General features: G+C 67.9%; 17 protein-coding genes. All 17 read left to right on the forward strand.

Annotated features, from left to right (window positions below; translation table 11 throughout):
- Window positions 1-32: 32 nt before the first annotated feature.
- Window positions 33-629 (forward strand): hypothetical protein, encoded by a 597-nt coding sequence (locus tag C667_RS02865; protein WP_004356665.1) that lies wholly within the window; start codon window positions 33-35, stop codon window positions 627-629.
- Window positions 630-724: 95 nt separating this feature from the next.
- On the forward strand, window positions 725-1,489 hold the full coding sequence (locus C667_RS02870; protein WP_211207652.1) for a lysozyme: 765 nt from the start codon (window positions 725-727) through the stop codon (window positions 1,487-1,489).
- A complete protein-coding gene (locus tag C667_RS02875) occupies window positions 1,486-2,010 on the forward strand; it encodes a hypothetical protein (protein ID WP_004356667.1) in 525 nt (174 codons plus the stop codon). Before C667_RS02870 ends, C667_RS02875 begins: the two co-directional genes overlap by 4 nt.
- Window positions 2,007-2,309 (forward strand): DUF2730 family protein, encoded by a 303-nt coding sequence (locus C667_RS02880; RefSeq protein ID WP_004356668.1) that lies wholly within the window; start codon window positions 2,007-2,009, stop codon window positions 2,307-2,309. Before C667_RS02875 ends, C667_RS02880 begins: the two co-directional genes overlap by 4 nt.
- A 7-nt stretch (window positions 2,310-2,316) precedes the next feature.
- Window positions 2,317-2,607, forward strand: a complete 291-nt coding sequence (locus C667_RS02885; RefSeq protein ID WP_004356669.1) for a VpaChn25_0724 family phage protein — start codon at window positions 2,317-2,319, stop codon at window positions 2,605-2,607.
- Window positions 2,608-2,627: 20 nt separating this feature from the next.
- Window positions 2,628-3,176 (forward strand): phage protein Gp27 family protein, encoded by a 549-nt coding sequence (locus C667_RS02890; protein WP_211207653.1) that lies wholly within the window; start codon window positions 2,628-2,630, stop codon window positions 3,174-3,176.
- The gene (locus C667_RS02895; protein ID WP_004356671.1) at window positions 3,173-4,786 is read left to right on the forward strand and encodes a hypothetical protein; all 1,614 of its coding nucleotides are present in this window, start codon (window positions 3,173-3,175) and stop codon (window positions 4,784-4,786) included. Before C667_RS02890 ends, C667_RS02895 begins: the two co-directional genes overlap by 4 nt.
- 79 nt (window positions 4,787-4,865) lie before the next feature.
- Window positions 4,866-6,347, forward strand: coding sequence for a DUF935 domain-containing protein (locus tag C667_RS02900; RefSeq protein ID WP_004356672.1), 1,482 nt, complete (start codon window positions 4,866-4,868; stop codon window positions 6,345-6,347).
- Between the two features lie 5 nt (window positions 6,348-6,352).
- Window positions 6,353-6,595, forward strand: coding sequence for a hypothetical protein (locus C667_RS02905; protein WP_004356673.1), 243 nt, complete (start codon window positions 6,353-6,355; stop codon window positions 6,593-6,595).
- On the forward strand, window positions 6,592-7,371 hold the full coding sequence (locus C667_RS02910; protein WP_004356675.1) for a phage head morphogenesis protein: 780 nt from the start codon (window positions 6,592-6,594) through the stop codon (window positions 7,369-7,371). The genes C667_RS02905 and C667_RS02910 overlap by 4 nt, the downstream gene beginning before the upstream one ends.
- An 8-nt stretch (window positions 7,372-7,379) precedes the next feature.
- On the forward strand, window positions 7,380-7,538 hold the full coding sequence (locus C667_RS25540) for a hypothetical protein (protein WP_157302140.1): 159 nt from the start codon (window positions 7,380-7,382) through the stop codon (window positions 7,536-7,538).
- 4 nt (window positions 7,539-7,542) lie between these two features.
- Window positions 7,543-7,986, forward strand: coding sequence for a phage virion morphogenesis protein (locus tag C667_RS02915; protein ID WP_004356676.1), 444 nt, complete (start codon window positions 7,543-7,545; stop codon window positions 7,984-7,986).
- Window positions 7,987-8,293: 307 nt separating this feature from the next.
- Window positions 8,294-10,345: a TonB-dependent receptor plug domain-containing protein gene (locus tag C667_RS02920; protein WP_083881255.1), complete on the forward strand. Its 2,052-nt coding sequence runs from the start codon at window positions 8,294-8,296 to the stop codon at window positions 10,343-10,345.
- A 1-nt stretch (window position 10,346) separates the two neighbouring features.
- Window positions 10,347-11,519 (forward strand): ABC transporter substrate-binding protein, encoded by a 1,173-nt coding sequence (locus C667_RS02925; protein WP_004356679.1) that lies wholly within the window; start codon window positions 10,347-10,349, stop codon window positions 11,517-11,519.
- Complete coding sequence (locus tag C667_RS02930; protein WP_004356680.1) at window positions 11,516-12,307, forward strand: ABC transporter permease; 792 nt, start codon at window positions 11,516-11,518, stop codon at window positions 12,305-12,307. The genes C667_RS02925 and C667_RS02930 overlap by 4 nt, the downstream gene beginning before the upstream one ends.
- Entirely contained in the window at window positions 12,304-13,257 is a 954-nt protein-coding gene (locus C667_RS02935; protein WP_004356681.1) for an ABC transporter ATP-binding protein, read from the forward strand. The genes C667_RS02930 and C667_RS02935 overlap by 4 nt, the downstream gene beginning before the upstream one ends.
- Window positions 13,254-14,500, forward strand: a 1,247-nt coding sequence (locus tag C667_RS02940; RefSeq protein ID WP_245538415.1) for an NnrS family protein, incomplete at its 3' end; no start/stop codon positions are given. The genes C667_RS02935 and C667_RS02940, both read left to right, overlap by 4 nt.

The following is a 14,500-nucleotide window of genomic DNA, read 5'->3' on the forward strand; positions in this document are numbered from 1 at the left end:
AAAGCAGACAGATCCCCGTATAAGCTGAAGGCATGAAGATCAAGCTCAACCCGGCGGGACGTGTTTCTCAAGCGAGCCTCATGCTGCTCGGGGCGCTCGCGGGGTGGGCTGTTTTTCTCTGGTCGCCTTATCACCTGATCGGGGCGGTTTCGAAGACGTCCGCTGTTTTCATCGGCACGGTGTGGGTGACGGTGATGGCCTTTGCCCTCAAAGTTGCGGATGTGACCGAGGCGCCGAACCTTTCGCCGGAAGAGCACAGGGAACTCGAGGCGAAGGCGCGCAAGGCCGTGAAGACCGTGTGGCTGTACGCCGCGGGCAATGTGCTGGCTGCGATCCTGGTCCTCGTGCCCTCGGTGCTTGTCGAGGGGAAGATGCCGGCCTATGCGTTCGCTGTCGCAATGGCGGGCGCTGCCGTGGGGTTTTCGACCCACTCGGTTTTGGCGCACGCGTATTGGCAGGAGGAGCTAAGGCGCTTCCGCTCCTCGCTCCGGGAGCGCGAGCGCGTCGCCAAGGCAGAAGAGGCACTTGCCGCGTCGATTAAGCACTCTGGAATCGGTGAAGATGTCCAGTGTCAGATTGCATCGAAGAACAGGTCTATCGGGTGGCCGGCGACTGGATCGAAGCATTGATCATGCTCTCCGGTCAGCATTGAACCCCTTCATTTAGCCCCACCCCCACACGCCCTCGATCATGAGGGCGTTGTCATTTTCAGGGGGTGGGCGCCGTGGAGATTCTGCCGGACAGTGCACTGCACTGGCCAATCATCTGGCCGGGCGTGGTCGAGGTTGCGCGCAGCGAGGGCTGTCGGTTGCGGGCGTACCGCGACATCGCAGGGGTGTGGACCATCGGCTGGGGCGAGACGGAAAACGTTCGCCCCGGCGATGTGATGACCCAGGACGAGGCCGATCGGCTGCTTTGCAGCCGGCTGGGCGAGTTTGCGCAGAACGTGGAGGCGTTGCTGGCCCGCCCTGCGACGCCGCACCAGCTCGCGGCCATGGTGAGCCTGGCCTACAACGTGGGCCTGGCGGGCTTTGCGCGCTCGAGCGTGCTGCGCGCCCACAACGCCGGCAATGCGCTGGCGGCGGCGCGGGCCTTCGGGCTGTGGAACAAGGCGCGCGTGCGGGGTGTGCTGGAAGAGGTGCGCGGGCTGACCGCGCGGCGTGCGCGCGAGGCGGCGCTGTACCTGAGCCGTGACAGTTCGTATCACCCGCCGCTGGATGCGCTGCCCGATGCGGCAGCGGGTGCGATGGCAGACATGCCGGCGGCCGAGCCCGAGTCGCGCATGGCGGCGAGCCCGATCGCGCAGTCGGGGGCGGTGTCGATGGCGACGGGGGCGATTGCGATGGCCTCGGCGACATCCGCCGATGTGCGCGCGGTGGCTACGGGCCTGGGCATCGATCCTTTGCTGGTGGTGGCGGCCGTGGCGCTGATCGTAGGCGCCGTGGTGCTGTGGAATCGCTACCGGCAGCGGAACGAGGGCTGGGCATGATCGGCAAGTACTTCGACGGGGCGCTTGCCTTGGCGATGGGCGCGGCGCTGCTGGTGGTGCTGACCGTGGTGGGCTGGATGAGCTACCAGGCCGGCGCGGCGAGCGGCGCACGCGCGGCCGCTGCCGAGCGCGAGCGCACCCTGCAGGCCGAACAGGCGGCGACCCGCGAGGCGCTCGAGCGCCTGCAGGCGGCGCAGACGCGCGGCGACACGCTGAGCCGCCAACTGGCCGCCGCGATCCGCGAGACGGGGCGGCTGCGCAAGGAGCGAGACGATGCGATTTCCCGCACGACCACTGGCCGTGTGTGCCTGGACGAGCCTGCTTTGCGGGTGCTCGACGGCGCCCCCGGCCTCGATGCCGATTTGCCCGACGCCGCCGGCGGCGCTGCTCGAGCGGATGCCGGACACGTTGCCACCGATACCCACGTCGCCCGCTGGGCGCTCGATGCCGGCGGGCGGTACGACGAGTGCCGGCGCCGGCTCGATGCGTTGATCGGCTGGCATGAGGAGGGGCCTCGATGAACATCGAGCAGCTGAACTTCGGCTTCGGGACGATGCAATGGGTGGTGATCGGGGTGATCGGCATCTATTCGTGGCTGATCGGCCGCCAGGCGGCGAGCGCCAAGGAGCTGCTGGAGCTGCGCACGCGCATCACCACGCTGGAGGCGGAGATGCGCGCGGTGCCGAGCCACAACCAGCTCAACGAGCTGATGGGCCGGCTGGAGCGGCTGGACGCCAAGCTCGAGGGGGTGACCGACAGCATGCAGCCGCTGGCGCGCAGCCTGGACCGCATCAACGATTACCTGCTGCAGCACAAGTGAGGCGCCGATGAGCTATTCCGACTTTCTTCGCCGTGACATGCGCCTGGTGATCCTGCGCATCCTGTGCGAGCTGCCGAGTTACCGGGGCAACAGCTCGGTGATCGCGAACCTGCTGCACCAGCTCGGGCATTCGTGGACGCGCGACCAGGTGAAGGCCGAGCTGCGCTGGCTGGCCGAGGTGGGCACGCTCGCCGTGGACGAGGCCGGGTCGGTGCTGGTGGCGACGCTGGCCGAACGCGGGCAGGACGCGGCCGAGGGGCGAGTGACGATCGACGGCATTGCGCGGCCGAGGGCTTGACCGTGGGCCGCAAGTCTTCCGTGGATAAGCAGTCGCCGGGCGTGCGCGCGCACATCCTGCGCCGGCTGCGCGAGAACCGCCTGACGCTCGACGAGCTGATCGCGGACCTGCACGCGACCTTTCCGGCCGCCGCAGCCAGCGGCGAGCTGCCCAGCCGCAGCGCGCTGCATCGGTTCGGCCAGGGCGTGCAGGAGATCGTGGCGCACGAGCGCGAAATGGCGGCCGCGGCCGAAGCGCTGGTGGCGGAGCTGGGCGAGGAGTTCGACGCCAAGAGCGGCGCGCTGCTGGCCCAGGCAGTGACGACGCTGGCGAGCAAGACGGCGATGAACGCGATCCAGTCCGACCAGACGCTGGAGATCGGCGACGTGCTCGACCTGGCGCGTGCGGCGAAGGCTGCGCAGGAGGCGCGCAGCCTGAACCTGCGCGAGCGCCAGGCGGTGGCGAAGTCGGCGCGCGAGAAGCTGCTCGAGGAGCAGGACGCGAACCTTCAAGCCGAGGCGAAAGCCCAGGGCATGGACGAAGCGCAGGTCGACTTCTGGCGCAGGAAGGTGTTGGGGATCCGCGCGTGAACGAACTGAGACCGCGCGCCGACACGGTACGCATTGTCGAGTGGGAAGAACTGCCGGAGTCGGTGAAGCAGATTCCAGCCGATATGAACCCGCTGGCCGATGGCGTACTGATGAAGCACCAGGCCGAATGGTGCGCCATAGAGGCGTCATTGAAAGCGGCATCGAAGGGGCGCAGAACGGGCATCACCTTTGCTGAGGCTCTTGATGACACATTGACCGCGAGCAGCCGCAAGAGCGCGGGCGGCGACAACGTCTACTACATCCCGGACGCGAAAGAAAAGGGGTTGGAATTCATCGGGTATTGCGCGCACTTCGCACGGGTGATCGCCGAGGCGCAGTCCATGGGTATCTCGAGGATCGAAGAGTTCCTCTTCGAGGACCAACGGGACGATGGCTCGACGCAGATGATCAGCGCCTTTCGCATTCGGTTCTCGTCCGGCTTTTCGATTGTCGCCCTATCGTCCCGGCCCGCTTCAATTCGGGGCCTGCAGGGGATCGTGGTCATCGACGAAGCCGCGTTCCACCAGAACGTTCAGGCGGTGCTGGATGCCGCGACTGCGCTGCTGATCTGGGGCGGCAAGATCCGAGTGATCTCGACTCATAACGGCCGTAGCAACCCTTTCAACCAACTATGCCAGGACATCGAGAAAGGTCGGTACGGGAGCGACGCCAAAGTCTATACGGCTACGTTTGATGATGCAGTACGAAATGGGCTGTACGAGCGGGTGTGCATGATGAGGGGATGGTCGCCGTCGCCGGAAGCGAAGAAGGCGTGGTACGCCAAGATCCGCCACGCCTATGGCCCTCGGCAGGCGGCGATGCGAGAGGAACTGGATGCGATCCCTCGCGACGGCGGAGGCGTTGCAATCCCCGGGGTCTGGATCGACCGCGCGATGAAGGGGGATCGCCCCGTGCTTCGTCTGACGCTCGACGACGATTTCGTGCGCAAGACCGAGTTCGAGCGCGACCTGGTGGCTGCGATGTGGGTCAAGGTATTCATGAAGCCGTTGATTGCGCGTCTGGACCCGAACCTGCAAACGGTGTTCGGCATGGACTTCGCGCGCCATCGCAACTTCACCGTGATCACGCCGGCACAGATCACGCAGTCTCTGAGCCGCTTCGTGCCGTTCGTGATCGAACTACACAACGTTCCGTCGCGACAGCAGGAGCGGATTCTCTGGGCACTTATTGAGCTGCTTGGACCGATGTTCCGTGGTGGGGCGATGGATGCGACCGGCCCCGGGCTGACGCTTGCCGAGTACACGGCCGATCGTTACGGCCACGACTGCATCCACCAGGTTGTACTCAACGTGAAGTGGTACGCCGAGTACATGCCGAAGATGGTGCAGCGTTTCGAGGACGATGACTACGACCTCCCCCGCGACGCGAACGTCGAAGAGGACCTGCGGGCCATTGAGAACGTCGACGGCATCCCTCGCGTCCTTCCCGTCAATACAAAGGACCTGAAAGAGCCGGAGCTCTATCGGCATGGAGACTTTGCCGTTTCTCTCGTGCTCACCGAGTACGCGGCGTTGAACATGGCCGCTCCCATTGAAGTCACGAGCGACGGCCCGCGCGGCGCCGACATCCAAGGATTCCTGCATGGCTAAGAAAACGACGCGACTTCCCGCGCCCGAGCTGGGCACCGAAGTCGCCAACCGGCTACGTGATCCGTTCGAGAGCACGTACATGGGCGTGCTGCAGACGAACGATCCGCTGCTGCTGGAGAAGGGCGACCCGAACGGCGAGCTGTACCGCGACCTGAAGCGCGACGGGAAAGTCTTCGAGGGGTTGCAGAAGCGCCAGTTGGCGCTGATCTCGCGCCCATGGCAGGTGGAGCCGGTGGAGGACGGCGAGGCCGGTACAGCCTCCGCGGAGGTGGTGACCGATATCCTGAAGCGCTGTGCGTTCGACCAGGTGTGCCGTGACTTGATGGACGCGCTGCTGCGCGGCTTTGCGGTGAGCGAGATCGTGTGGGCAGTGCGCGACGGGAGGATCGTGCCCGAGCGGGTGGTGAAGCGGGCGCAGCGCCGCTTCCGGTTCGTCCAGCAGGACGAGAACGCGCCACCCGAGCTGCGCCTGCTGACGCGCGAGAACATGCTGACCGGCGTGCAGCTCAAGGACCGCAAGTTCATCGTGCATCGGGTCAATCCCGAGGACGACAACCCTTACGGAACGGGGCTGGGCCTGCAGCTGTACTGGCCGGTTTTCTTCAAGCGCAAGGGCATCATCGCCTGGAACAAGCTCAACGACCGCTTCGGCAGCCCCACGCCGTGGGGCAAGTACCCGCGCAATGCCGGCCCGAAGGAGAAGGGCACGCTGTTCGATGCGCTGCGCGCGATCAGCAACGATGGCGTGGTGATGACACCCGAGGGCATGCAGATCGAGCTGCTCGAGAGCAAGCTGACGGGGTCGGTGTCGACGCAGGAATCGCTGTGCAACTACATGGACGACTGGATCGCTGGCGTGCTGCTCGGGCAGGAGCCGCGCACGAGCGGTGGCGGCGCGTTGGCCGCGGCGAGCAAGGAGCGTACAGCGGTGCGCCTCGACCTGGTGCAGGCCGACAGCGATCTTTTGAGCGATACGCTCAACAGCACCTTGATCCGCTGGATCTGCGAGTACAACGGGCTGGCACCGTGCCTGGTGTATCGCGTGATCGCCGAGGAGGAAGACCTGAAGGCGAGCAGCGAGACGGACAAGAACGTGTCGGAGATGGGCTTCGAGCTCAACCTGGACGCGGTGCGGGCGAAGTACGGAGAGGGCTGGGAGAAGAAGGCGCCGACGCCCGTACAACCGCCTGTTCTGCCGGGGCAGCGCCCCGCAGCCGTTCCTGTTGTCGACAACGCGGAATCTGATGGCGAAGTACAGGAATCTGTAGCCGAGACACAGAAAGGGGCGACGGCGAGCTTTGCCGAGCCCGGCGGGCGCGATGCGATCGACGATGCCGTGGATGAAGCGCTGGGCGAATGGGAGGAGGTCATCACGCCGATCACCGACCCAGTGCTTGCCGCGATCGCCGACGCCGCAGCCGCCGGCGAGACCGCCGAGCAGGTGCTGCAGCGCATCAGCGCGTTGCTCGCCGCCGAAAACGCCCCCGACGCGGGCCCGCTCGCCGAGCGCCTCGCGCAACTGGCCGGCGCGGCGCGTCTGGCGGCAAATGCGGGAGGGTGAACGTTATGAGACAGGTCACTGAGCGGGACTTCCGTATGCCGGAGTTTCGGGATGCCGACCCCGATGACTACGAGTTTCGTGAAGACGGCAAGATCGTGCGGAAAGATCGTTGGGAAATGGGCATCCGCCGCATCCGAACAGCCCTTGGGGACACTCGAAGAGAGTTCGAGATCGATGACGTCATACAGGCCGTAAAGGCGCTGGTTGCGGCACAACCTCCACTTCCCGATGAGGGGGGTGATGAATGACGCCCGCAGAGTTCGCCCAGGTCTTCAAGCTCACGCCCCAAGAGGCGATCGCCTATCTGCAGGCGCGCGATCTGCTCACGACCACCGATGACTGGTACGAGCTGTGGCAGGACGAACATGCGGCCCAGTTCACTGTGTCGCGCCTGGCTCGAGCGGACCTGCTCAAGACGATTCGCGATGCGATCACCCGATCGGTCGATGGCGAGTTGTCCCGCCGGGACTGGATGCGCGACATCAAGCGGGCACTGGTCGATGCGGGCTGGTGGGGCGAGAAGACGATCACCGGCAAGGACGGTGAGCAGCGCACCACCACCTTCGATGCCCGCCGCCTCAAGCTGATCTACGACACCAACACCCGCACTGCCTACGCCGCAGGCCAATGGGAGCGCATCCAGCGCACCAAGACGGCCTTCCCCTACCTGCGCTACATCACGATGGGCGACGAAAAGGTGCGCGCCTCACATCGCTCGCTCCACAACCTGGTGCTCCCGGTCGATGACCCGTTCTGGGACTACTACCTGCCGCCCAACGGTTGGCGCTGTCGGTGTCGGGTGGTGGCGGTCTCGCAGCGAGACTACGAGCGGGGGATGGCGCCTGACGGATCGAAGCTGAAGAAGGCGGCCCCTGATGTCCAGATGCGCGAGTGGGTGGACCGACGCACCGGCGAGATCCGCCAGGTCCCGATCGGCGTAGACCCCGGCTTTGGCTACAACGCCGGCAAGGCGGCAGCCCGTGCAGCTGCACTCGCCGACCTGATCCGCTCGAAGACGAGATAGGAGACACCATGCACGCGCCCACCCAAAACGAAATCTACGAAGTACTCAATCAGTGCATGGAGGCCTTCGACGCCGGCTCACGCTGGCCCGGCGCGACCTTCGAGCAGGGCGTCGAAGCTGCAGTCCGCTGGATGCTGGGCGAAGGTGACAACCCGATGGAGGATTGAACGCATGCCCCTCACGATCACCGCCGACACCAAGTTCATCACCGACTACCTCGACCAGGTCGGCAAGCGCATCGACGATCCCGCGCCACTTCTGGACCAGATTGGCATGCTGATGGAGACCCGCATCAGCAACCGCTTCGAAACCATGACCGATCCTGGCGGGAAAAAGTGGACCAAGTGGGCCGAGAGCACCAAGGCGGCCTACCCGGACGACGGGCACGGCCGGCTGCTCGACCGCTACGGCGACATGCTCCGCAGCCTGACCCACACCGCGGACGCTCGATCGGCGAAAATCGGCTTTGGTTCGGCGACGGCCGCGTACCACGAGTTCGGCACCAAACGCATGCCCCGCCGCGGCCTGCTGTTCGATGACCCCGAGTCCGCCGATCTCGCCGACGGCGACCGTCAGGCTATCCTCGATCTCGTTTCCGACTACCTGCAGACCTGAAGCCGCCGGACGTGTAAATCTGCAACCCTTTTGAAATTCCGACTCTAATAAATCCCCAAACGTCCCACCAGATCCCAGATTTATCGCGCTCGTCCCCCTGGGAATATCTCACTCGTTCTTAGAAGGGAGGGTGACCGCTACGCATGATAGCGGCGACGGACGGCGCGCCGGGTTGCGCAAGCAGAATTTGATAAAAAGCAAATGCGAACAATTCGTATTTCTGTATCATGGCTCCCTGATCTTCCTGTTCGGGCAAGCCAGCCGTCGCCAGCCAGCCCGGGAACCCGACTTCCTGGAGCTTTCCATCGTGCTTCGTCTGCGCCCGCTCGCGGTGGCCGTCCTCGGCCTGTCCGCTCTCCCCGTTTCCAGCCTCGTCCATGCCGAGACCTTGCTCGGCGCCCAGACCGTCACCGCCAAGGGCTACGCCGCCGACACCCTGGAGACGCCGCAGGCGGTCGAGATCCTGCAGGCGCCGGCGGCCGGCGGCACGGTAGCGGGCGGGCTGCTGCGCGGCAAGCCCGGCCTCGCGGCGCAGTCCGACGGCGCCTGGGGGCAGAACCCGGTGCTGCGCGGGCTCAAGAAGGAGAGCGTGGTGGTGATGGTCGACGGCGTGCGCATGAACTCGGCGCAGCCGCAGGGCGCGATCGCCTCCTTCCTCGACCTCGGCCTGCTCGAGCGCGCCGAGGTGGTCAAGGGCCCGGGCTCGGTGCTGTACGGCAGCGGTGCGATGGGCGGGGTGGTCAACCTGATCACGCCGGACGTGGGCTTCAGCGCCGAGGACGAGCTCGGCGGCCGCATCGGCGCGCGCTTCTCCAGCGTGGACAAGGGCGTCGCAGGCGCCGCGCTGCTGACGCGCTCGAGCGCGAACAGCGCGCTGGTGCTGGGCGTGGCCGGGCGCGACGTGGATGACTACCGCAGCCCCGACGGACGCGAGGACCGCACCGGCTACCAGTCCGACACGCTGCTCGCGAAGTACAAGCACAAGCTCACCGAGGACCTGACGCTGCGGGTGAACCTGCAGCGGCACGAGGACGAGGATGTCTGGTACCCGGGGTCGGCGCGCAGCGGTGCCGGAATTCCCGCACCGCTCGGCACCGCGACCATCCACTCCCCCGAGCAGCGCCGAGAGCTGTATGAGCTCGGCGTGGACGCGCGCCTGGGCGAGGGCACGCTGGCGGCTGAGGTCTATCGCCAGGAGGTCTTCCGTCAGATTCGCGCCTTCTCTTCGGCCAAGCAACGCGACTACGTGCGCAACGACGTCACTTTCGTCACCGATGGCGCGAAGGCGAAGTATCTGTTTCCGGTCGGCGATAATCACCTGCTGACGGTCGGCGCCGAACTGTGGCGCATGCGTGGGGACCCCGAGCGCTACATCGACAACAATCCCCCGGCCTTCGACAACAACATGCGCAACGATCCGTTCAAGAAAGGCGAGATCGAGTCTGCAGGAGTATTCGTGCAGGACGAATTCTCACTCGGGCAGACCCGCTTCGTCGCGGGCGCACGCTTCGATCGCGTGACGGGAGACGCCGCGCGCAAGGGCATGACGCAGACGACTGGCCTGGAGAAGACCGACAACAACCTGTCGTGGTCGCTCGGCGCGATCCAGCCGCTGAACGAGAACCTGAGCGCCTACGCCAACGTCGGTCGCGCCTATCGAGCGCCGGACATGCGTGAGCGCTTCGAGGACTCCGCGCGTGGTGATGGTTATTATCACGTGGGCGATCCGCAACTCGATCCGGAGGTGTCGACCAGCTTCGAGCTGGGACTGAAGCAGGGTGGGACGGGCTTGCAATATCAGCTCGCCGCTTTCTATACCCGGATCGACGACTACATCGCCGGGCGTGCGACGGGGCTTCCCAACAAGCAGACGGGGCTTCCCGAAAAGATCACCGGGAACCTCGACAAGGTCACCATCTACGGCATCGAGGGCAGCGCCAGCCTGCCGGTCGGCGCCTTCATCGCCGACGCCGGCTTCACCTGGCTGCGCGGCAAGAACCATCAGGACGACGAGCCCCTGTTCCAGATGCCGGCGCCCGAGTTGACCCTGGGCATCGGCCAGCCCGCCGAGCGCGGCTTCTGGTGGCGTGCGCAACTGCGCGCCGTCTCCGAGCAGGACCGCATCGCGACCCGCTTCACCAACGGCACGGAAAACGCCACCGCCGGCTTCGTCACCGCCGACGCCGAGTTCGGCTGGCGCTTCGGCAAGGTCGGCGCCTTCGAGTCCGCCGGCCTCGCCGTGCAGCTTAGCAACCTCGCCGACAAGCGCTACCACGAGCACCAGACCGAGGGCGTCTCGGGCAACGAGCTCGCCGCGCCTGGCCGCGGCATCGCATTGAGCCTGAACGGGAGCTTCTGACATGCACGACCGCCGCCCCAGCCACGATCACGCGGACCATCATGCGAACCCGCCACGCGGACTCGTGTTCGTCGATCGCTCGGCCCGCCGCCTCGCATGCGAGGGCCGTCCCGACGTGGGGGCGGGGGCTGCGATCCGGCCGCGCCGCGGCTTCGCCCTGCCGGCGTGGACGCGCGCGGTCATGCATGTCTGCGTGGTGTGCGCCTTCCTTCTCGTGACCGGCATCGTCCACGCGCAGGCGCCGAAGCTGCCCAAGCTCACCCTCGCCGGTCCCTCGGCCGCGGTGTCGAATGCGCTGATCCACATGGTCGACTCCGGCGCCCTCAACGACCTCGCCGAGGTGGTCGAGTTCGTGCCCTGGCGCGACCCCGACCAGCTGCGCGTGATGGCGCTCGACGGTCGCGCCGACGTGCTGGCGATGCCCACCAACGTCGCCGCCAACCTGTACAACCGCGGCGCGAAGCTGCAGCTCATCAACGTGTCGACCTGGGGCGTGCTGTGGCTGGTGTCGCGCGACCCGGCGCTGAAGTCGCTCGCCGACCTGCGCGGCAAGGAGCTGGCGATGCCTTTCCGCGGCGACATGCCCGACATCGTGCTGCAGCTGCTCGCCGAGCAGCAGGGGCTGGACGTGAGGAAGGACCTGCAGCTGCGCTACGTCGCCAGCCCGGTGGACGCGATGCAGCTGCTGGTGATGCGCCGCGTCGACCACGCGCTGCTCGCCGAGCCGGCGGCCTCGATGGCGCTGCGCAAGACCGGGTCGTTTCCGCTCAGCGTGATCGCGCCCGAGCTGCATCGCAGCGTGGACCTGCAGCAGGAGTGGGGCCGGGTGTTCGCGCGCGCGGCGCGCATCCCGCAGGCCGGCATCGCCGTCATGGGGGCGCTGCGCGAGCGTCCCGAGCTGGTGGCCCGCATCGAGGCCGAATACGCGCGCTCGCTGGCGTGGTGCAAGGACAACGCCGAGGCCTGTGGCAAGGCGGTAGCGGCGCGCATCGACCTGCTGAGCCCCGAGGCGGTCACGGATTCGATCGCGGTGAGTCAGCTGGAGGCGGTGTCCGTCGCGGATGCGCGCGCCGAGCTCGAGTTCATGTTCGGCAAGTTGGTGGCGAAGAACCCGGCCCTGGTCGGCGGCAAGCTGCCGGACGAGGGCTTCTACGCCGGAGCGACGAAGCCATGATCCTGCTGCGCGCCTGGCTGGCCGGTTTGCCGGCCTACCTGTGGAGTGGCTGGGGCGCGATCGCCAGCCTCTGTCTGCTGCTCGCCGCCTGGGAGGCGGTGAGCCTCGTTTACGGCCCCCTCGTCATGCCCGACCCGCGCGCGGCCTTCGCCACGCTGTGGGGCCTGATCGACAGCGGCGCGGCCTGGCCGGAGCTGGCTGCCACCGCACGTCGCGCGCTCAGCGGCTACGCGCTCTCGGTGGTCGCCGGCAGCGTGCTCGGCCTGGTCGCCGGGCTGTCGATGACTGCCTCGATGATGTCGCGCCCGCTCGTCACCGTGCTCATGGGCACGCCGCCCATCGCCTGGCTGGTGCTGGCGATGCTGTGGTTCGGCGCGAGCGACGGCACGCCGGTGTTCACCGTGTTCGTCGCCGCCTTTCCGGTGATCTTCATCGGCGCGCTGCAGGGCACGCGCACGCTCGACAACCAGCTCCACGGCATGGCCGAGGCCTTCCGCCTGCCGCGCCGCATGATGATCACCGACGTCTATCTGCCGCATGTGGTGTCCTACCTGTTCCCGGCCTGGATCGCCGCGCTCGGCACGGCGTGGAAGGTGGTGGTGATGGCGGAGCTGCTCGCCACCCAGGACGGTGTGGGCGCGGCGCTCGCGGTGTCGCGCTCGCACCTCGACACGGCCGCCACCATGGCCTGGATCGCGGCGGTGGTCGGTCTGCTGCTGGCGGTGGAGTACCTGGTGCTGGAGCCGATCAAGCGTGAGGTCGAGCGCTGGCGGGAGCAGGGCGCATGAACACGATCTCGACTGCCGAACTGCGCGTGCACGGTCTCGCCCATGCCTTCGCGCGCGACGAGGTGCTCTCCGGCATCCACTTCCGCGTGCGCGCGGGCGAGGTCGTGGCCCTGGTCGGGCCCTCGGGCTGCGGCAAGACCACGCTGCTGCACCTGGCCGCCGGCCTGCTGACGGTGCAGGAGGGCAAGGTCGACAACGGCTTCGCCTCCACCGCCTTCATGTTCCAGCAGCCGCGCCTGCTGCCGTGGAAGACCGCGCTCGACAACGTCGCGCTCGGGCTCAAGGCGGCCGGCATCCAGCGCGCCGAGCGCCACTTCCGCGCGCGCGCGCTGGCGCTGCGCCTGGGACTCGCCCACCGCGACCTCGACAAGTTCCCCCACCAGCTCTCGGGCGGCATGCAGAGCCGAGTGGCGCTGGCGCGCGCGCTGGTGCTCGCGCCCGAGCTGCTGCTGCTCGACGAGCCGTTCTCGGCGCTCGACGTCGGCCTGAAGGAAGAGCTCTACCGCCTGCTGCTCGACCACCAGGCCGAGCGCGGCATGGGCGTGCTGATGATCACCCACGACCTCATGGAGGCGGTGCGCCTGTCGGACGCGATCCTGGTGATGGCGCCCGAGCCGGGCCGCATCGTGTGCCGCTTCGAGCTCGACCGCCCGGCGTCCCGGCGCGACGACGCCTGGGTGTACCGGCACACCGCCGAGCTGCTGCAGACGCCCGACGTGCGCACGAGCTTCGGCCTGCCGCCGGTGGTGGAGCCCGAACGAGCGACCCGTGCGCAGGGGCAGGAGGCGGTGCGGCAGCAAGGAGTGCGGCAGGAAGGAGCGGCGCAGGACGGCGCGGGGCAGGAAGGCGCGGCGGGTGCCGGGCGCGCGCAGCCGCTGTCCGGGCTGCGCCTGGTGAGCCCGGCTACCGGGCTGATTGCGGTGCAGGGCGGCAAGCGTTGCGGGGCATGAGCATGGGTCAGACGGCGATGCGTACGGCGACCGGGGCAGGGGGGGAGGGCGCCTCCCAGGGCTGGGGGGCACGCCTGGCAGCGCGACCGCTGTTCATGTGCGGCTTCCGCCCCTTCTTCCTCCTCACCGCGCTCTACGCGGTGCTGGTGCTGCTCGCCTGGAGCGGCTTCCTCGGCTTCGGCCTGGCGGTGCCGGCGGTCGCGGGCGGGCCCCTTGTGTGGCACGCGCACGAGCTGATGTTCGGCTTCGGGCTCGCCGCGGTGGCGGGTTTCGTGCTCACCGCGGTGCCGGAGTTCACCGCCACGCCGGCCTTCGCGCCGCGGGTGGTGCTGCGTTTCGTGCTGCTGTGGCTGGCGGCGCGGGCCGCCTTCTGGTTCTCGGGGGCGCTCGCCGCCGTCGCCGGGGGCTGGCTCGATGGAGCGGACGGGCAGGCCGCGCGATGGCTCGGCCATCTGCCCGCGGCGCTGCTTGAGATCGGCTTCGCCTGCGCGCTGCTGGCCGCGGTGGCGCCGCGGCTGTGGCGCGACCCGGAGCGGCGCCAGCTCGGCTTCCTGTGGGGCCTTGCGGCGATGGCGGCGGTCGTGGCGGGCTTCCACCTCGACGTGCTGCGCGGCGAGTATCCGATGCGCTGGGTGCTGGCAGGGCTGGGCGCGATGATGGCGCTGGTGGTGGTGGCGATGAGCCGGATTTCGATGCGCGTCATGAACGACGCGCTCGACGCCGAGCGCGCGCGCCGCCTGCCCGCGCGCACCTTGCGCCACGTCGAGGAGGCCGAGCTCGAGCTGCCCGCCTACCGCGCGCGGCCGCCGCGGCGCAACCTGGCGGTCGCGGCGATCGCGGTCTATACGGTGGCCGAATTCCTCCTGCCGGGATCGCCGATCACCGGCTGGCTGGGGCTGGGCGCGGCGGCGGCGGTGTTCAACCTGCTCAACGACTGGCACGTCGGGCGCGCGCTGTTCACGCGCTGGGCCTTCCTGCTGTACGCGGTGTATTGGCTGCTCGCGCTCGGCTATCTGCTGCTCGGCCTCGCCCATCTGGGGGCGCCGCTGGCGCCGAGCGCCGGGACGCACCTGCTGGCGATCGGCGCGATGGGCCTGTCGATCCTGGCGGTGCTGTGCATCGCCGGGCGCACGCACGCCGGCTATGCGCTCGACGAGCGCCCCTGGGTGGGCGTGGCGGCGGGCTCGATCGTGCTCGCGGCGGTGCTGCGCGCGGCCGCCGGCCTGCCCGACACGCCCGCGGC

Origin of the sequence: Thauera phenylacetica B4P (assembly GCF_000310225.1) — a bacterium.
Lineage (GTDB): Bacteria > Pseudomonadota > Gammaproteobacteria > Burkholderiales > Rhodocyclaceae > Thauera > Thauera phenylacetica.